The organism is Streptomyces sp. NPDC005374 (assembly GCF_042872225.1).
Lineage (GTDB): Bacteria > Actinomycetota > Actinomycetes > Streptomycetales > Streptomycetaceae > Streptomyces.
Genome location: NZ_JBIAKA010000001.1, coordinates 490,100 through 507,856 on the forward strand (window position 1 = coordinate 490,100; position 17,757 = coordinate 507,856).

The 17,757-nt window shown below is 70.7% G+C and carries 17 protein-coding genes; 9 read left to right on the forward strand and 8 right to left on the reverse strand.

What is annotated here, in order from left to right:
• Positions 1-2 precede the first annotated feature (2 nt).
• Positions 3-635 carry a TetR/AcrR family transcriptional regulator gene (locus tag ACFYRX_RS02315; protein ID WP_389095846.1) on the forward strand — a complete coding sequence of 211 codons (633 nt, stop codon included), beginning with the start codon at positions 3-5 and terminating at the stop codon, positions 633-635.
• Between the two features lie 33 nt (positions 636-668).
• Positions 669-1,397 (forward strand): Mut7-C RNAse domain-containing protein, encoded by a 729-nt coding sequence (locus tag ACFYRX_RS02320; protein WP_389095847.1) that lies wholly within the window; start codon positions 669-671, stop codon positions 1,395-1,397.
• Positions 1,398-1,487: 90 nt separating this feature from the next.
• Here the strand turns inward: ACFYRX_RS02320 and ACFYRX_RS02325 are convergent, their stop codons facing one another.
• Both ACFYRX_RS02325 and ACFYRX_RS02330 read right to left on the reverse strand, forming a co-directional pair.
• A complete protein-coding gene (locus tag ACFYRX_RS02325; protein WP_389095849.1) occupies positions 1,488-3,518 on the reverse strand; it encodes a thioredoxin domain-containing protein in 2,031 nt (676 codons plus the stop codon).
• Positions 3,519-3,548: 30 nt separating this feature from the next.
• The gene (locus tag ACFYRX_RS02330) at positions 3,549-4,196 is read right to left on the reverse strand and encodes a hypothetical protein (RefSeq protein ID WP_389095851.1); all 648 of its coding nucleotides are present in this window, start codon (positions 4,194-4,196) and stop codon (positions 3,549-3,551) included.
• Between the two features lie 169 nt (positions 4,197-4,365).
• On the opposite strand from ACFYRX_RS02330, the gene ACFYRX_RS02335 reads away from it, so the two are divergent.
• Entirely contained in the window at positions 4,366-7,566 is a 3,201-nt protein-coding gene (locus tag ACFYRX_RS02335) for a tetratricopeptide repeat protein (protein WP_389095853.1), read from the forward strand.
• 332 nt (positions 7,567-7,898) lie between these two features.
• Here ACFYRX_RS02335 and ACFYRX_RS02340 read toward each other — a convergent pair whose 3' ends face one another.
• Together ACFYRX_RS02340 and mca are read right to left on the reverse strand one after the other, a co-directional pair.
• On the reverse strand, positions 7,899-8,159 hold the full coding sequence (locus ACFYRX_RS02340) for a hypothetical protein (RefSeq protein ID WP_389095855.1): 261 nt from the start codon (positions 8,157-8,159) through the stop codon (positions 7,899-7,901).
• A complete protein-coding gene (gene mca / locus ACFYRX_RS02345) occupies positions 8,152-9,012 on the reverse strand; it encodes a mycothiol conjugate amidase Mca (protein WP_389096890.1) in 861 nt (286 codons plus the stop codon). Before mca ends, ACFYRX_RS02340 begins: the two co-directional genes overlap by 8 nt.
• Before the next feature lie 136 nt (positions 9,013-9,148).
• Here mca and ACFYRX_RS02350 point away from each other — a divergent pair, with 136 nt between their 5' ends.
• Together ACFYRX_RS02350 and greA are read left to right on the forward strand one after the other, a co-directional pair.
• Positions 9,149-9,547, forward strand: a complete 399-nt coding sequence (locus tag ACFYRX_RS02350) for a DUF4307 domain-containing protein (RefSeq protein ID WP_389095857.1) — start codon at positions 9,149-9,151, stop codon at positions 9,545-9,547.
• 168 nt (positions 9,548-9,715) lie between these two features.
• Positions 9,716-10,216 (forward strand): transcription elongation factor GreA, encoded by a 501-nt coding sequence (greA, locus tag ACFYRX_RS02355; RefSeq protein ID WP_389095858.1) that lies wholly within the window; start codon positions 9,716-9,718, stop codon positions 10,214-10,216.
• A gap of 95 nt (positions 10,217-10,311) precedes the next feature.
• On the opposite strand, the gene ACFYRX_RS02360 is transcribed toward greA, so the two are convergent.
• The 3 genes from ACFYRX_RS02360 to ilvA form a co-directional block, all read right to left on the reverse strand.
• Entirely contained in the window at positions 10,312-11,169 is an 858-nt protein-coding gene (locus ACFYRX_RS02360; protein WP_389095860.1) for an ABC transporter permease, read from the reverse strand.
• Positions 11,166-12,146, reverse strand: coding sequence for an ATP-binding cassette domain-containing protein (locus tag ACFYRX_RS02365; RefSeq protein WP_389095862.1), 981 nt, complete (start codon positions 12,144-12,146; stop codon positions 11,166-11,168). The genes ACFYRX_RS02360 and ACFYRX_RS02365 overlap by 4 nt, the downstream gene beginning before the upstream one ends.
• Positions 12,147-12,308: 162 nt before the next feature.
• Positions 12,309-13,538: a threonine ammonia-lyase gene (ilvA, locus tag ACFYRX_RS02370; RefSeq protein WP_389095863.1), complete on the reverse strand. Its 1,230-nt coding sequence runs from the start codon at positions 13,536-13,538 to the stop codon at positions 12,309-12,311.
• A 163-nt stretch (positions 13,539-13,701) separates the two neighbouring features.
• Between ilvA and ACFYRX_RS02375 the strand changes: the two genes are divergently transcribed.
• From ACFYRX_RS02375 to ACFYRX_RS02385, 3 genes are all read left to right on the forward strand, one after another.
• The gene (locus ACFYRX_RS02375; protein ID WP_389096892.1) at positions 13,702-14,205 is read left to right on the forward strand and encodes a MarR family winged helix-turn-helix transcriptional regulator; all 504 of its coding nucleotides are present in this window, start codon (positions 13,702-13,704) and stop codon (positions 14,203-14,205) included.
• 116 nt (positions 14,206-14,321) lie between these two features.
• Positions 14,322-14,825, forward strand: coding sequence for a sigma factor-like helix-turn-helix DNA-binding protein (locus ACFYRX_RS02380; RefSeq protein WP_389095864.1), 504 nt, complete (start codon positions 14,322-14,324; stop codon positions 14,823-14,825).
• Positions 14,826-14,915: 90 nt separating this feature from the next.
• Positions 14,916-15,164 carry a hypothetical protein gene (locus ACFYRX_RS02385; RefSeq protein ID WP_389095866.1) on the forward strand — a complete coding sequence of 83 codons (249 nt, stop codon included), beginning with the start codon at positions 14,916-14,918 and terminating at the stop codon, positions 15,162-15,164.
• A gap of 11 nt (positions 15,165-15,175) precedes the next feature.
• Here ACFYRX_RS02385 and ACFYRX_RS02390 read toward each other — a convergent pair whose 3' ends face one another.
• Positions 15,176-16,333 (reverse strand): cystathionine gamma-synthase, encoded by a 1,158-nt coding sequence (locus ACFYRX_RS02390; protein WP_389095868.1) that lies wholly within the window; start codon positions 16,331-16,333, stop codon positions 15,176-15,178.
• A 229-nt stretch (positions 16,334-16,562) separates the two neighbouring features.
• On the opposite strand from ACFYRX_RS02390, the gene ACFYRX_RS02395 reads away from it, so the two are divergent.
• Positions 16,563-17,681 carry a hypothetical protein gene (locus tag ACFYRX_RS02395; RefSeq protein ID WP_389095869.1) on the forward strand — a complete coding sequence of 373 codons (1,119 nt, stop codon included), beginning with the start codon at positions 16,563-16,565 and terminating at the stop codon, positions 17,679-17,681.
• The last annotated feature ends 76 nt before the right edge of the window (positions 17,682-17,757 follow it).

Here is a 17,757-nt window from a genome sequence, read left to right on the forward strand (position 1 = left end):
CCATGACGGCCGCACGCTCCCCCCTCTCCCCCGCCGACCGCCCCCAACTGGGCCTTCGCGAACGCAAGAAGATCAAGACCCGCGAGGCGATCCGCACCGCGACCTACGCGCTGATCAAGGAACAGGGCTACGACGCCACGACGATCGAGCAGATCGCCGAGCGGGCCGAGGTGTCGCCGTCGACCGTCTTCCGCTACTTCCCGACCAAGGAGGACATCGTCCTCACGGACGAGTACGACCCCCTGATGCTCGAGGAACTGCGGAACCGGCCCGTCGACGAGCCGTGGATGGACTCGCTGCGGCACGTGATGCGCATCGCCATCCAGGGGAACATGGCGGAGGACCCCGACGTGGCCCGCATGCGCGCCCACCTCGGGGTCCAGATCCCCGCCGTCCGCGCCCGGATGGTCGAGAGCATGTCGGAGACCTCACGCATGGTCCGCGAGGCCATCGCCGAGCGGGCCGGCCTGTCCCCGGACAGCCTTGAGGTGCGGGTCTTCGCGATGTCCCTCATCGGCGGCCTCATGGAGGTCTCCATGTACTGGGCGGAGAACGACTTCGAGGGCGAACTGAGCGATCACCTGGACCACGCCCTCGACGTCCTGGAGCACGGCCTGCCCGCGAAAAAGTCCTGAGCCCGCCCACCCCCGCCATGCCATCCTGACCGGGTGAACGGTCCCGAGATCCACGTCGAGTTCGCCCCCGGCCTGGCCCTGTTCGTCGCGAGCCGCCGACGCGGAGGGCCCACCGCCCTCACCACCGACGGGGTCGCCTCCCTCGGCCATGTCGTCGAGTCGACCGGCGTCCCCCTCACCGAGGTCGGGGCACTCGTGGTCAACGGCCGCGAGGTACCGGTGTCGTACGTCCCCGCAGCGGGCGACCGCGTCACCGTGCGGGAGGTCGAGCGCCCCCAGCAGGTCCCCGGCGCTCCCCTCCGTTTCCTCCTCGACGTCCACCTCGGCACCCTCGCCCGCCGCCTGCGCCTGCTCGGCGTGGACACGGCGTACGAGTCGACGGACATCGGCGACCCCACGCTCGCCACCCGCTCCGCGACCGAGAAACGGGTCATGCTCAGCCGCGACCGCGGGCTGCTGCACCGCAGGGAACTGTGGGCGGGCGCCTTCGTCCACAGCACCAGCCCCGAGGACCAACTCCGCGACATCCTGGACCGCTTCCGCCCCGAGCTCCGCCCCTGGACCCGCTGCACCGCCTGCAACGGCCTGCTGCGCGAAGCCACCAAGGAACAGGTCGCGGATCGCCTGAAGAGCGGAACGGAGCGCTCGTACGACGTCTTCGCCCAGTGCGAGGACTGCGGCAGGGCGTACTGGAAGGGCGCACACCACGACCAGCTGGAGTCGATCGTGGAGCGCGCCCTGGCGGAATTCTCAGGCAACTGAGCGGTCACCCAGCGCTTTTAGGGGTGCGGGGCTGTATCGATTTGCGGCTCCGCCGCGGGGCGCGACCAGCCCCCACCGGCCCGCACCCGCTCAACCCCCCAATGCCACCCGCAACGCATCCACGTCAGTCGTAGGCGCATCACACGTGAAGTGCCGGCAGACGTACGCCGTGGGTTCACCGCCGACGAGAACCCGGTCGGCCAGCAACGGGAACTCCTCGCTGTCCGGCGCCCCGACGGCGACCACCGCACCGGGGGCCGTCCCCAGAAGTGCCGTACGGTGCAAGGCCTTCGTCACGGGGTCGGTCAAGGAAGGCCCCACCACCGCGACCTCCCTCGGCCCGTCCAGGTTCGCCTCCGCCACCGCCAGCCCCCACCCGACGAACCTCGGCACCCGCGGCCCGAGCGCCTTGACCACACCGAGTGCCTTCCCGGCAGCGGCGCGATGCGGCTCGGCCCCGGTCTGCGCGGCGTACGACAACAACGCCCCCGCGGCCGCCGTCCACCCGGAGGGAACCGCGTTGTCGGTGGGATCCTGCGGCCGCCGGATCAACCGCTCGGCATCCGAGGCGGTGTCGTACATCGCCCCGTCGTCCCCCGTGAACCGGCTCAGCACATGGTCGAGCAGGAACCCGGCGAAGTCGAGCCAGACCCCCTCCCCGGTCACGGACGTGAGCGCGAGGAAGCCCTCCGCGACATCGGCGTAGTCCTCCAACACCCCGGCATTCGGACCGACTTGATAGTCCTTGCTGGTACGGGACAGCCGGGCCTGCTCGTCCAGATGCAGCCGTACGAGAAGATCCGCCGCCCCGAGCGCGGCCTCGACCAGGTCGGGCCGGTCGAAGTACGCGCCGGTCTCGGCGAGCGCGGCGATCGCGAGCCCGTTCCACGCGGCGACGACCTTGTCGTCCCGGCCGGGAGCGGGCCGCTGCGCGCGTGCCTCGAGCAGCCGCCGCCTGATCGACTCGATCTTCTCGGCGTCGAACACCGTGTCCTGCTGCGGAAGTTGGAGAACCGACTGACCGTGCTCGAAGGTGCCCTCCTCGGTGACGCCGAAGTACTGGGCGGCGAGGTCGGCGTCCTGCTCCCCGAGCACCTCGCGCAACTGCTCCGGCGTCCACACGTAGTACGCGCCCTCGACGTGCCTACCGGTCCCGTCGTCGCTGTCGGCATCGAGCGCGGAGGCGAACCCGCCCTCGTCCGTGCGCAGTTCACGCACCATGAAGTCGGCGGTGTCGAGCGCGACCCGGCGGGCGAGATCGGACCCGGTGGCCCGCCAGAGGTGGGCGTACACCCGGCACAGCAGGGCGTTGTCGTAGAGCATCTTCTCGAAGTGCGGCACGATCCAGTCGCGGTCCACGGAGTAGCGGGCGAAACCGCCGCCGAGCTGGTCGTGGATGCCGCCGCGGGCCATGCGCTCGCAGGTGTCCCGGGCCATCTGGAGGGCGCCCTCGGCGCCGGTGCGGGCATGGTGCCTGAGCAGGAACTCGACCACCATGGACGGCGGGAACTTCGGCGCTCCGCCGAATCCGCCGCGCTGCGCGTCGTACTCCCTCGTCAGCCCGAGAAGAGCCGCGGCGAGCTGCTCCTCGCCGGGTGCCTGCGAGTCGCCGTAGGAGATCTCCCGCCCGGCGAGGTCCCGCACGATCTTCCCGGCGACCTCGGCGACCTCGTCCCGCCGGTCGGTCCAGGCGCTGCGCACGCCCTCCAGGACCTGCCGGAAGGAGGGCATGCCCTGACGCGGGGCGGGCGGGAAGTAGGTGCCGAAGTAGAAGGGCTCGGCATCCGGGGTGAGGAACACGGTCATCGGCCAGCCGCCCTGCCCGGTGGCGGCCTGCACGGCCTCCATGTACACGGCGTCGACGTCGGGGCGTTCCTCGCGGTCGACCTTGACGCTGACGAAGTGTTCGTTGAGGAAGTCGGCGGTGGCCTCGTCCTCGAACGACTCGTGAGCCATGACGTGGCACCAGTGGCAGCTCGAGTAACCGACGCTCAGCAGGACGGGTTTGTTCGCCTTCCGCGCCTCCTCGAAGGCCTCGGCCGACCAGGGCCACCAGTCGACGGGGTTGTCCGCGTGCTGGAGGAGGTAGGGGGACGTCTCGTGAGCCAGTCGGTTCGGCATGGGGTCCATCCTGCCGCAGTACCCGGCACCTCAGACGGCAGGCGCCTCCCAGACGGTGACGTCGAGCTTTCCGATGCCCCTGCCCGGTGGAGCCGCGAGGACATGCATGTACACGACGCGGCCTTCGCCGGTGAGGAGGCAGAAGCGGTCTCCCCGATGTGCCTCCAGGTTGTAGGTGCCGTTGCGTTCCACGGCGTCCATGCAGGTCTCGGCCGTCGGCGCGGGGTCGGCTTCGGGAAGCGGAGCCAGGTGGGAGGAGGAGTTCCAGATGCCCAGGGTCGGAGGACCCGTGGTCGCCCCGTAGATCACGTCCGAGCCCTTGCCGGAGGTCGACACCACCGGGCTGGACGTGTCCAGTTCGATGAATGCCTGCCCGCCCTCGGACACGTCGGCCTCCACGACGGCCGGGCCGTACAGCACCTTGTCCGCGCTCTTCGTGGCCGAACGTGTGGGCGCCATCTGCGCCTGGCCGGTCGAGCCGGGCGAAGTGGCCGACGTCGTGGGCGCCGACTGCACGTTCTTGCCGCTGTCGCCGTCCGACGACCCCGAACCGTTCAACAGCACCGCGACGAGGATCCCCACCACCGGGACGACGATCCCGACAACCCACCAGGCCCAGCGCGGCTGCTCGTGGGGCCTTTCAGGCGGCCCCGCCGGCGCAGTGTTCTCAGCGCTCATGTGCTCCCCCGTTTCCCACGTTCTCTGTGATCACGACAGCCACACAGGCACCCCACAGCCCCGATTCACCAACCCTTCACGACGACGCGGCGCCCCCGCCCCCTCGCCCCGATGCCCCGTCCACAGCACACTTGACCAAGAAGCCGTTGCCGCCGGAGGGGGAAGTCACATGCGGGACAGCCATCGGGCGGAAGCCGAACGGCTGTTGGCCCGGGCCGTGGAGGAGGAGGTGCGGCGTTCGGGCGGACGGATCGACGGCGCCGTGCTGCTGTCGCGGGCCCGCGGATCGCTGGACACGATGGCGCAGACGGCCGCGGAGGAGTACGCGGCCTACACCCACGCGCTGGACGAGGCACAGGCCGGTCAACTCACCTTCGGGCAGCGGTACTCGAAAGACGCGTCCGGAACTCCCCTGCTGGTGGCGGGAGTCGCCGCGGTGGCGGCCGCCGTCGCCGACCTGGCGCTCGGCACCGGCACGGGCACCGCGCTGGGCGCTGGCGTGGCCGTGGGAGTCGTGGGCGCGGCGGCGACCGTCGTGAAGGTGGCCGGCTCGCATCTCCCGGCCGCACACCACCGGGCGGGCGCGATCGGCCAGCCCGGCGGTCCCGAACAGTTGCGGCTCCAGTGGCTGACGGCCCTGGAGGTACGGGGCATCCGTCCCTTCCTCGACCAGCAGCGGGTGCTCAGCGCGTCCACCGGTCCCAAGAAACCGGGGCCGCGGCTGCGCGGCGCGGACAAGAGCGCGGCGGCCCGTGGACGGAGCGTGCTGGAGCAGTCGTTCGCCCAACTTCCCGCCCCGCTCAGCGAGTTCGCCGACCGTCGCACGGAGATGGGCCGGATCAGGCAGTGGGTGCAGGCCTCGCGCGCGACCACCGAGACCCGGCCCACGGTGGTCGTGCTGCACGGACCGCCCGGCAGCGGCCGCACCGCGCTCGCGGTCCGCGCGGCACATGAGCTCAAGGACTACTTCCGCGGCGCCTGCGTGGTGGACCTGCGCGGCGACAGCCCGGAGGAGTCACCGCTGTCCACCCGGGACGCGCTGCTGCATCTGCTGAACCGGCTCGGCGCCCCGCGTGAGCAGCTGCTGTTCCGTGAGCGTTCGTCGCCGGACCAGCAGGTCAAGCGGTTGAGCGAGCTGTATCACCAGCATCTGAGAGGCCTGCCGGTGACGATCGTGCTGGACGACGCCTCCGACGCCGAGCAGGTCCGTGTCCTGGTCCCCGAGCGCTCCGACAGCCTGGTCCTGGTCACCGCGCGCGAACCGCTCGACCTGCCGTCGGACTTCGCCGCCCAGGTGTATGAACTCCCGGTCGACTCCCTGGACTCGGCGGGTGCGGAGGAACTGCTGGCCGCGGCGGCCCAGGAGAAGTCGAGCCCCTACGACGCCCAGTCCGCCGACCTCATCAGGGAGTTGTGCGGCGGCCTCCCGCTGGCCCTGCGCATCGCGGGCTCCTCACTGGGCGCCCGCTCCCCCCGTCAACTGGCCACGGACCTCGGTGCGTACGGCCCGGTCGAACCCGTGGAACGCGTGCTGTGGCTGCGCTACACCGACCAGCCCGAACCGGCCCGTCGGCTGCTGCGCCGCCTGGCGCTGGCCGGCCGGGCCTCGCTCGGCACCGCCGCGGCCGCCGCGCTGCTGGCCACCGACGAGACGGAGGCCACCCGGCATCTGGTCGCGCTGGCCCGCGCGGGCTTGATCGACCACGTCCGCGGCAGCCGTTACCGCGTCCACGACGTGGTCCGCGCCTTCGCCCAGGCCAGGCTGCTGGACGAGGAGGAACCTGCCGAGCGCACGGCCGCGCAGGAACGTCTCATCGTCAACTACGCCGACCTCGCCGACTCCGTGCTGCGCCTGGTCGACGGCAACATGTCGACCCGCTCGGACCGTTTCAGCCCGCACGGCTTCACCTCCCTCGACGAGGCGCTGCGCTGGCTGGACGACGAGTCGAGCTTCATCACGGCGGCGCTCAGACACGCGGAGGGCGTGAACCAGGGGGCCGTCCTCAACCTCCTGGGCGCGCTGTGCGACTACTGCCTGCTGCGCGGTGACCTCTACCGCCTGGGCGAGATCAGTGAGTTGGCGCAGGCGGTGGACCAGGGTCTGCTGTTGCGGTCGGTGCAGTGGCGCACCGGCATAGCCGCCCGCCAGCTGGGCGAGCTGGACAAGGCCCGCACCACTCTGACCTCGGTGGTCGACCTCTACATGGAGGCCCACCACGACGCGGGTGCCGCCCGCGCCCTGTGCTCGCTGGGCATCACCCTGCACCACCAGGGCCATCTGACCGAGGCGGCGGCGAAACTCCAGGAGGCCCTGAACCTCCAGTCGCCTGACGAACTCGCCACGGACCGGGCCTGGACCATGCACGCCCTGGCGGCGGTCGAACGCGACCGCGGCCGTGTCGCCGAGTCCCTCGACCTCCTCACCCGCTCCCTGATCCTGCACCGCGCCGGTGAGTCCGTCCACGGCGAGGCCTGGGCGCACTTCCAGCTCGGCCAACTGGGCCTGCGCATGGGCGACGTACCGCGCGCCGAGAAGGAACTGAGTACCGCCCTCGACCTGTACGGCCGTACCCGCGACGCCCGTGGCGAGGCCTGGGCCCTCACCCAGCTGGCCCGGGCCCGCCTGGTGGCCGGGGACCCGTCGCCGGCGGTCGACGGCCTGCGCCAGGCGGCCTCCCGCCACCGCGACAACGAGGACGCGCGGGGCGAGGCCTGGACGGTCTACTACCTGGGCCAGGCCCTGGAGGAGACGGGCAACCTGGACCTCGCGGTCCGCGAACTGGAACGCTCGCGCACGATGTTCTCCCGCATCCGCGACGTCTACGGCCTGGCCTGCGCCCGCCACCACTCGGCCCGCGTCACCCGCGACCAACGCGCCGCCCAGACCGGTTCGTTGCGCAACTCGGGGTTCGCCCGCCAGCTGCTGGTCGACGCCCGTGCCGACTTCCAGCGCATCGGAGTCGCCCACGGCGAGGCCTGGACCTCCCTCGAACTGGCGGTGGTCGACGCCGGCAACGGCCGTACCCCGCAGGCTCTGGTCCTGTGCGACGAGGCGGTCGCCCTGTTCGCCTCCTACGGCGACCGGCGAGGCGAGGACTGGGCCCGCTTCCTGCGCTGCACCCTGCTGCCGTACGCGGCGGCGGGCGGGGTGGAGGTGGGTTCGGCGGTGGCCCAGGAGGAGCTCGCCGAACTGGGTCGCCGGGGGCACGGGGCGCGTGACGACAAGCTGGACGACTATGTGGGCGCGTACGGGCTGCTGCTGGAACGGGGCGTGAACCTGGAGGCCGGCTGGCAGGCCTGGCGACTGGGAATGGTGCCCAACCGGCGCGCCCGGGAGGTGATGGGAGTGGCGGTCGCCCCGGCGCACTGAGACCCCGCGGGTTCGGTGGGGGCGGGCGTTTTGCGCAGTTCCCCGCGCCCCTTTGTGCCTGCGGTGCGTTGTGGGTCGGGGTCGGGGTGGGGGGTGTCCGTCCTCGGTCCGGCGGCTCGGTCGTTTCGACAGTGCTCGGTTCCGGACGCCGGCCGCTGCGGGCGGACACCCCCCACCCCGTCCCCTGCGCGCCGTCGACGACTGCAGGTGCGTCCACCGTCCCCACCTAAGGGCGCGGGGAACTGCGCGGCCAGCCCCCACCGGCCCGCAGCCGTACGACAACCTGACCGGTCCCTTCACGCCGTCGGCGACCGCGGGCCGGGGGCTTCGGTTCAGCCCTTCGCGGGTGAGGCCTTGCCGGAGGCACCCGTGGTGGTGCCCTCCTCGGAGGCCCCCTCGTCCGGGTTCTCCTTGAAGTCGACCTTGCCCATGTGCTTGCTCATGGACTTCATCAGGACCCACACCGCCAGGGCCATCGCCGCGAAGACGATGAAACCGAGGACGCCGGGGGTGACCTTGTCCTCGTCGACCTCCTGGGCGAGGGTCGCGAGGTGCGTCATTGCCAGGCTTGCGCTTGCGCTCATGTCAGGCATTGTCGCGGATGCCCGCAAAGAGGTCGTCCTCGGGGAGGGAGGTATCGACGAGAGCCTTCGCGAGCTCGTACTCCTCCGTCGGCCAGACCTCCTTCTGGAGATCCAGCGGGACCTTGAACCAGCCGCCGTCGGGGTCGATCTGCGTGGCGTGCGCGATCAGGGCCTTGTCCCGGATCTCGTAGAACTCCGCGCACGGAACATGCGTGGTCAGGGTGCGGTCGCGCATCGGCGAGTCGTCCCAGCGCTTGAGCCAGTCCCCGTACGGCGACTCCAGGCCGCGCGCGATCAGCGCGTTGTGCAGCGCCTCGGTGCGGGGGCGGTTGAAGCCCTGGTTGTAGTAGAGCTTCTGCGGCTGGTAGGCGGGGCCGTACTCGGACTCGGGGAACTTCTCGGTGTCCGCCGCGCCCTCGAAGGCCACCATCGAGATCTTGTGGGTCATGATGTGGTCGGGGTGCGGGTAGCCGCCGTTCTCGTCATAGGTGGTGATCACCTGGGGACGGAAGGAGCGGATCTGCTTCACCAGCTCGCCGGCCGCCTTGTCGACGTCCTCCAGGGCGAAGCAGCCCTCGGGCAGCGGCGGCAGCGGGTCGCCCTCGGGCAGGCCGGAGTCCACGAAGCCGAGCCACTCCTGACCCACGCCGAGGATCTCGCGGGCCTCGTCCATCTCCTTCTTGCGTACCTCGTGGATGTGCTCCTCGATGTACTTGTCCCCCTGCAGCTTCGGGTTGAGGATGGAGCCGCGCTCCCCGCCCGTGCAGGTCACGACCAGCACGTCCACCCCCTCGGACACGTACTTCGCCATGGTGGCCGCGCCCTTGCTCGACTCGTCGTCGGGGTGGGCGTGCACGGCCATCAGTCGCAGCTGGTCAGTCAAGACTCAATCCTCATAAGTCGGCGCCCCCGGTGTCTTCGGGCGCGAACGGCGGCTTCTATAGTGACCGAATCGGGGGACGTTTAATTCCACGGCCTTGGTTTCCCAGGAGACGATCATGAGTACGGCGAGCACACAGCTGCCCGAGGGACGCTACGGCCGCTCCTCGGACGAGCGTGCCGACCACAAACTCAAGATCGCCGGCGTCGTGCTCGGTGCCCTCGTGCTCGCCCTGATCGGTTACTTCGCCTATCACTACGTCGGCCAGAACAAGATCAGCGCCGAGGTGATCGCGTTCGATGCCCAGCAGTCCGCGGTGAAGGTGCATCTGGAGGTCCGCAAGGACTCCGGCACCTCCGGTTACTGCACGATCCGCTCCCAGGCGGCGGACGGCTCCGAGGTGGGCCGGGCCGACTTCCGCTTCGACGGCGACGCCACCCGCATCGACAGGGCCGTCACACTCCGTACAACGGCTCCGGGCACCACCGCCGAGCTGCTGGGCTGTCACGCCGACTGACATCAGCCTCGATACGTGGGCGCTGACCTGCGTCTACGTTTTTCTGACGGCTTATGTCCTCCCCCTTCGGCCACCGAATTGTTAGGCTCGTGGTTTCGCCCATCCGTGAAGGCACATTCTTCTGGGTAGGGCGATGCTTTGTATTCCCAGTACCTACGAGGAGCACCTGTGACCCAGACCAGCGAAGACGTCACCTGGCTTACGCAGGAGGCGTACACCAAGCTCAAGGAAGAGCTGGCGTACCTGTCTGGTCCCGCGCGCGAGGAAGTCACCGCGAAGATCGCGGCCGCGCGCGAGGAGGGCGACCTGCGCGAGAACGGCGGGTACCACGCGGCCAAGGAAGAGCAGGGCAAGCAGGAGCTCCGTATCCGTCAGCTCACCCAGCTCCTGGAGAAGGCCAAGGTCGGCGAGGCTCCGACATCGACGGACGGGGCGGTGGCGCCCGGCATGGTCGTGACGATCGCCTTCGACGGTGACGAGGACGACACCGTGACCTTCCTGCTCGCCTCCCGCGAGTACGCGAGCGCGGACGTCGAGACGTACTCGCCGCAGTCCCCGCTGGGCTCCGGCGTGCTCGGCCACAAGGTCGGCGAGGACGCGCAGTACGAACTGCCCAACGGCAGGAAGGCCTCCGTGACCATCCTCAAGGCCGTGCCGTACAACGGCTGACCCGGCCGACCTGCTGTTCCTGCTGTTCCTGCTGTTTTCCACGAGCCCCCGGCGTCCTCGCGGCGCCGGGGGTTTCGTCATGTCGCGTGGTCACGTCATGCCGTCGCCGACCGGTACTTCCGGACCGCCAGGGTCCTGAAGAGGGCGATGATCAGCACCGAGTAGATGAGCGAGGCCCAGACCGGGTGCTGCATGGGCCAGGCGTCGGACTGGGAAAGGCCCGGATCCCCGAAGAGGTGACGGCAGGCCTGCACGGTCGCGCTGAACGGGTTCCACTCGGCGATGTGCCGCAGCCAGGGGGTCATCTTGCTGGAGTCCACGAAGGCGTTCGAGATGAACGTCACCGGGAAGAGCCAGATCAGTCCGCCGGAGGTGGCCGCCTCGGGGGTGCGCACGGACAGTCCGATCAGCGCGCCGATCCAGGTGAAGGCGTATCCGAGGAGGAGCAGCAGGCCGAAGCCGCCGAGGACCTTGGCGAAGTTGGTCGGGTCCACGGAGCCGGGCCGCCAGCCCACGAGCAGGGCGACCAGGGCGAGGACCAGCAGGGTCAGGGCCGTCTGCACGAGGTCGGCGACGGTACGGCCGGTCAGCACCGCGCCACGTGCCATGGGCAGCGAGCGGAAGCGGTCGATGAGCCCCTTGTGCATGTCGTCGGCGATGCCCGCCCCGGCGCCCGCGGTGGCGAAGGTGACGGTCTGCGCGAAGATGCCGGCCATCAGGAAGTTCTTGTAGACGTCCAGGTCGGTGCTGTCGCCGATCTGCATCGAGCCGCCGAACACGTAGGTGAACAGCACCACGAACATGATGGGCTGAATCAGCCCAAAAATGATCATTTCGGGAATTCTGGTCATCCGAATCAGGTTCCGGCGAGCCATGACCAGCGAGTCCCGGACGGACCGGCTCAGGGGATTGCCGGAGGCCGCGACCCGCGCGGTGTCGGTGACGGCGCTCACTTGGCGGTCTCCTTCTTGTCGGTCGCCTCGTCCTTGACCTCTGCCACGTGTCCCGTCAGGGAGAGGAAGACGTCGTCGAGGGTGGGTCGGCGCAGTCCGATGTCGTCTATCTCGATGCCACGGGTGTCGAGTTCGCGGATGACCTCGGCGAGCAGCTTCGCGCCGCCGGTCACGGGCACGGTGAGTTTGCGCATGTGGTCCTCGACGGTGGTGTCGCCCTTGCCGAAGCCGCGCAGCACCTCCGAGGCGGCCTGGATGTGCTCGCGCTCGTGCACGACGACCTCGACGCGCTCGCCGCCGGTACGGGCCTTGAGCTGGTCGGAGGTGCCCTGGGCGATGACATGGCCGTGGTCGACGACGGCGATGTCGTGGGCGAGGTGGTCGGCCTCCTCCAGGTACTGGGTGGTCAGCAGGAGGGTCGTACCGCCGGAGACCAGCCGTTTGATGACCTCCCACAGCAGTTGGCGATTGCGGGGGTCGAGGCCGGTCGTCGGCTCGTCCATGAACATCACGGGTGGTGAGACCACCAGGGCGGCCGCGAGGTCGAGGCGGCGGCGCATGCCGCCGGAGTAGGTCTTGGCGGGGCGGTCTGCCGCGTCGGCGAGGTCGAACTGCTCCAGCAGCTCACCCGCGCGGGCCTTCGCCGGCTTGGCCTTCATCTGGTAGAGCTGGCCGACCATCTGCAGGTTCTCGCGGCCGGTGAGGTATTCGTCGACCGCCGCGAACTGGCCGGAGAGGCCGATGGAGCGGCGCACGGCGTCGGGGTTCTTGAGCACGTCGATGCCCGCGACGACCGCGCGGCCGCTGTCGGGTTTCAGGAGGGTGGTCAGACAGCGGACCATGGTCGTCTTGCCCGCGCCGTTCGGTCCGAGGAGGCCCAGGACGGTGCCTTCCGGGACATCGAGGTCGACGCCGTCCAGAGCCCTTACGTCGCCGAAGGTCTTGACGAGACCTTCGGCATAGATGGCGCCTGGCATATGAGTCTCCACGTCGTCGGGGATTCTTGGGAAAGCCTAGGTTTGTGCGTTTTCTTCCGCCTGATGGACGGCAGGGCGATGAGTGGCACGACACACACCATAACGCGATGTATCGCGTCTCTCAATGGACTTACCCGAACGAGTGAACCCGAGCTTGTGACCTCAGGCGATGACCGTGTAGCCCGCTTCGCGCAGGGCTCGGCCGACCTCGGCGCAGTGCTCCGGCCCCTTCGTCTCCAGGTGCAGTTCGACCTCCGCCTCCGCGAGCCCGAGCCGTGGATCGGTCCGGACGTGGCTCACGTCGAGGACATTAGCGTCGACCACTGACAACACCCCGAGAAGCGTCGCGAGGGCACCGGGCCGGTCCGTCAGCCGGAGTCGGACGGCCAGGTAGCGGCCCTGCGCGGACATGCCGTGGCGCAGGACGCGCTGGAGCAGCACCGGATCGACGTTGCCGCCGGACAGCACGGCGACGACCGGCCCCTCGAAGGAGCCCGGGTCGCTCAGCAGGGCCGCGACCGGGCTCGCCCCGGCCGGCTCGACGACCAGCTTGGCCCGCTCCAGGCACAGCAGCAGCGCGGCGGACAGCTCGTCCTCCGTCACCGTGCGGACCTCGTCCACGAGTGCGTCCACGATCCCGAACGGCACGTCGCCGGGCCGGCCGACCTTCATTCCGTCGGCCATCGTCGCCGGGTTCTCGATCGACACCGGGCGCCCGGCCGCCAGCGAGGGCGGGTACGCGGCCGCGCCCGCCGCCTGGACGCCCACGATCCGCACGTCCGGCCGCAGCGCCTTCACGGCGATCGCGACACCGGCCGCGAGTCCGCCGCCGCCGATCCCGAGGACGACCGTGCGCACCTCCGGGCACTGCTCGAGGATCTCCAGGCCGACCGTGCCCTGGCCCGCGATGACGTCGGGGTGGTCGAAGGGGTGGATGAACACCGCGCCCGTCTCGGCCGCGTACTCCTGGGCGGCGGCCAGTGTCTCGTCGACCACCTGGCCGTGCAGGCGCACCTCGGCGCCGTACTCCATGGTGGCGCTGATCTTCGGCAGCGGGGCGCCCTTGGGCATGAACACCGTGGAGCGCACGCCGAGCAGGGCGGATGCCAGGGCGACGCCCTGCGCGTGGTTGCCGGCGCTCGCGGCGACCACGCCCGCGGCCCGCTCCTCGGGCAGCAGTCCGGCGATCCGGACGTAGGCGCCGCGGAGTTTGAACGACCCCGTGCGCTGGAGGTTCTCGCACTTGAAGTGCACCGGCGCGCCCACCAGCTGGGTCAGGTGGCGGCTGCCCTCCATGGCGGTCGTCCGCGCCACGCCCGTGAGCATCTTCTGCGCGCCGCGCACGTCGTCGAGCGTCACCGGCGGCACGGGGTGGGCCTTGCGGTAGTTCATGACTCGAGTCTCGCAGTTCACACGTGCGCGCTCGCGCTGTGACCAACGTCCGAGACGGGTTTGCGCAGCGCCGGTACGGCCTGCCTCCCGGCCGCGTACTCTGTCCCCCAATTCAGCTCCCCCTTCATGAAGTGAGCCTCCGGCCATGCCCACAACACCTGGAATGTCGATGGACATGACGACCGTCGGTGACACCGGTCTTCTCGACACCCTGCAGCACGAGGTGGCGGTCTTCGCCCGTCGTGCCGAACAGACCCGGCTCGGCGGGGTCGGGCAGGTGCGCAACTCCATGGACCGCGCCGCATACCTGCTGCTCAACCGGCTCGACAAGGAAGGTCCGATGGGCGTCAAGGCGCTCGCGGCGAGCATGGGCATCGACTCCTCGACGGTCACCCGGCAGGTGGCGCCGCTCGTCGACACCGGGCTCGTCAAGCGCACCTCGCACCCCGAGGACGGGCGCGCGGTGGTGCTTCAGCTGTCCCCGCGCGGCCAGTCGCGGCTGGAGGAAGTGCGGTCCTCCCGGCGTCAGTTGATGGCCGAGCTGACCCAGGACTGGGCCCCGGAGGAGCGAGAGGCGTTCTGCACGCTCCTCACGCGCTTCAATACCGCGCTGTCCACCCGGATGACGGCCCAGGGCGTACCGGGGCCGGAGGCGCAGTCCTCGTAGACAGGCGTGTACCGCCCCGCCTCTTGACCTGACGGCCGCGCCGGGCCTCATATGAGATCAGGGTCCTCGTGGCCGTACGAAGCCGTCGTACGGCCATCCGCAGGCGAGGAGGTGCGGTGCGGCAACGGCAGGTGTCCCAGGGCACGCGTCGGACCCGGGAGTTCGAGGCGTTCGTCGCGGGCGCGTCCGGACGACTGCTGCACACCGCGACGCTCCTCACCGCGGAGGCCCCGGACGACAACCCGCGCGCGCGGCGCCTGCTGACGCTGGCGCTCGCCCACACATACGCGTGCTGGGACCGGCTGCGCGGTGAGGACCCGTACAACCGCGCCCGTCAGTACCTCGCCCTGCGCTTCGCACACGGGGCGTGGCGCCGCCACGGCATCCTGTTCCGCAACCGCGCCGACCCCACGAGCCCGTTGTCCCGGCTCGCGCCCCGGGAACGTCTGATCCTGGTGCTGCGTCTCTACGAGGGCGTGGCCGAGGAGCAGGCCGCGGCCCTGCTCAATCTGCCCACGGAGCGTGTCCGCACGATCTGCGACCGGGCCACGGCCACGCTGCTGCAGCCGCCGCGCGGGCCCGCACCCGCGGTGGTGAAGGCGAAGGTGGCGGCGTCATGAGGGCCCGGGACGGCAGTGGTGGCCGTGGCACAGGGCCGGCCGGCGGGGTGGCCGTCGCGTCGGTGAGCCGTCGGATCACGGGAGGTGCGTGTGAACCGGGTCCAGCGTGAGGCCGCCGTGCGGCAGCTCATGGAGCGGCCGTCGCCCCAGGTGCCGGCGGACCTGTACGGGGAGGCCGTACGGCGTGGGTCGCGCATGCTGCGGCGCAGGCTCGCGGCGCGCCGGATCATGTGGCTGCTGCTGTTCGCCGCGAGTGTGGCGTTCGTGGTGTGGGCGCTGACCGTCCAGCCGTGGGTGGAGCCGCCGTCCACGACGACTCCACCGATGACGGGCTGGTAGTCCGGCCCCGCCTACTGGGCCAGTGCCTGCTGGAGGTCCTCGAGCAGGTCGTCGACGTTCTCGATGCCGACGGACAGGCGCACGAGGTCGGCGGGGACCTCCAGCGCGGAGCCGGCCACGGACGCGTGCGTCATCCGGCCGGGGTGCTCGATGAGCGACTCGACGCCGCCCAGGGACTCGCCGAGGGTGAAGACCCTGGCGCGGTTGCACACCTCGACGGCCGCCTCCTCGCCGCCTTCCACCCGGAAGGAGACCATGCCGCCGAAGGACCGCATCTGCTTGGCCGCGACCTCGTGTCCGGGGTGCTCCGCCAGGCCGGGGTAGAGGACCTGCGTCACGCGCGCGTGGCGGGTCAGCATGTCGGCGACCTTGGTGGCGTTCTCGCTGTGCCGGTCCATGCGCACCGACAGCGTCTTGGCGCCGCGCAGCACCAGCCAGGAGTCGAAGGGCCCGGCGACCGCGCCCATCGCGTTCTGGTGGTAGGCGAGCTCCTCGCCGAGCGCCTCGTCGGCGGTGACCAGCGCGCCGCCGACGACGTCGGAGTGGCCGCCCATGTACTTGGTCAGGGAGTGCACCACGACGTCGGCGCCGAGGGCCAGCGGCTGCTGGAGGTACGGCGTGGCGAAGGTGTTGTCGACGACGAGCCTCGCGCCCGCGTCCCGGGCGATCTGGGCCACGGCGGCGATGTCGGTGATGCCGAGCAGCGGGTTGGAGGGGGTCTCCACCCACACGGCCTTGGTCTTCGGGGTGATCGCGGCCCGTACGGCGGCCGGGTCGCTGGTGTCGGCGACCGACCATTCGACGCCCCACCGGGCGACGACCTTCGCGAAGAGGCGGAACGTGCCGCCGTACGCGTCGTTGGGGATGACCACGTGGTCGCCGGGGCTGAGCAGCGTACGCAGCAGGCAGTCCTCGGCCGCCAGTCCGGACGCGAACGCGAGACCCCGACGGCCGCCTTCGAGGGCGGCGAGGTTCTCCTCGAGGGCGGTGCGGGTCGGGTTGGCGCTACGGCTGTACTCGTAGCCGCCGCGCAGACCGCCGACGCCGTCCTGCTTGTAGGTCGAGACCTGGTAGATCGGGGGGACCACCGCACCGGTGAGGGGGTCCGCGGTGTTGCCCGCGTGGATCGCGAGGGTCTCGAAGTGCTGACTGATGTGCCTGTCGCTCATGGGCTCCGAGGGTAGTCCGCCCGGGACGCCGATGACGGACGCCGAGGTCCCGACAGCCGTACGGCAGGGTTTTCCCCTGGCGTACGGGCCGGTCCGGGGGGAGTTCCGCCCCGGACGTTCGGGCCGGTCCGGGAGTTCTCCACAGGGTGTGCGGGCCGGTTCGGGGGAGTTTTCCACAGGCCGTCGACCGGGTTGGGCAATTGTCGGTGGCGTCTGGAACTCTTGGGGCATGGAGATTCTCTGGGTCCTGATGGCGGCGGTCCTGCTGGGCTTCGTCCTGCTCCCGTTCCTGCGGCGCAGGCGGGGCGGGATCGAGCTGGTCCCGGCCGGCCACCCGGACGCCGCGGACCCGGCGGACTACGGCTTCGTGCAGCAGGAGGAGCTGGACATCCGTATGCCCGGCCCCGACCAGGACCTGCTGGACGTCCTGGACCTGGTGCAGCGCACGCAGGACTACAAGGCGGCCGCCCAGCTGCTGGCCGGCACCGAGCGGGAGGGCGAGCTGCGCTGGCAGCGTGTGCAGGCGTTCGCCGGGGCCGCCTCGCTGGAGCTGCGGCAGCGGCCGGGCGGGGTCAGCGAGTCGCCGGGCGGGCAGTGGCTGCGGGTGTGGCGGGCCGAGCACCCCAAGGACGCGGGCGGCGCGGCCGTGCACGCGGAGTTCCTGGTGCAGCAGGCCTGGCGGACCTCGACGCCGGGCACGGACGAGTTCCGGATCATCATGGAGGAGGCCAGGTCGGCGTGCGGCGAGGCGGCGCTGCTGGCCCCAGGCGACCCGATCCCCTACATCGTCGAGCTCTCCGTCGCGCGTGGACTGGCCTATTCCCAGGCGGAGTTCGAGCAGCTGTGGCTGAAGATCCTGGACCGCGCCCCGGACCACATGGGTGCGCACCTGGCCGCGCTGCACTACTGGTGCGAGAAGTGGCACGGCTCGCGGGAGCTGGCGTACGGCTTCGCGGAGGCGGCGGCCGCCCGGGCCCCGCACGGCTCGCTGCTCGCCGCCATGCCGTTGTTCGCGGTCTTCGAGCACCTGCCCGAGGTCAACCTGGTCAGTGGCTTCTACCAGAGCGCGGTCGTGACCAAGGCGATCCACGGGGCGCTGCACGCCGTCCACTCGGCGCGCGGCGACGACCCGATGCTGGCCCACGTCCGTCATCTGCTGGTGTTCTTCCTGGTGCGCGGCGAGCGCTGGGCGGAGGCGATGAGCCAGCTCGTGCACATCGACGGTCATGTCGGCGCCCTGCCCTGGACGCTGTCCGCCGACCCGGCCGCCGAGTTCGCGATATACCGGGCCCTGGCGGTGGCGGGGTACGAGGCGAACGGCGGCAGTCCGGCGACGATCACGCAGTGACGCCGTAGCCCTTGCCCGGGCGGACCCGAGCCCCGTTCCCGGGCGCGTCTTGCCTCACGGCGGACGCGTCGGTCAT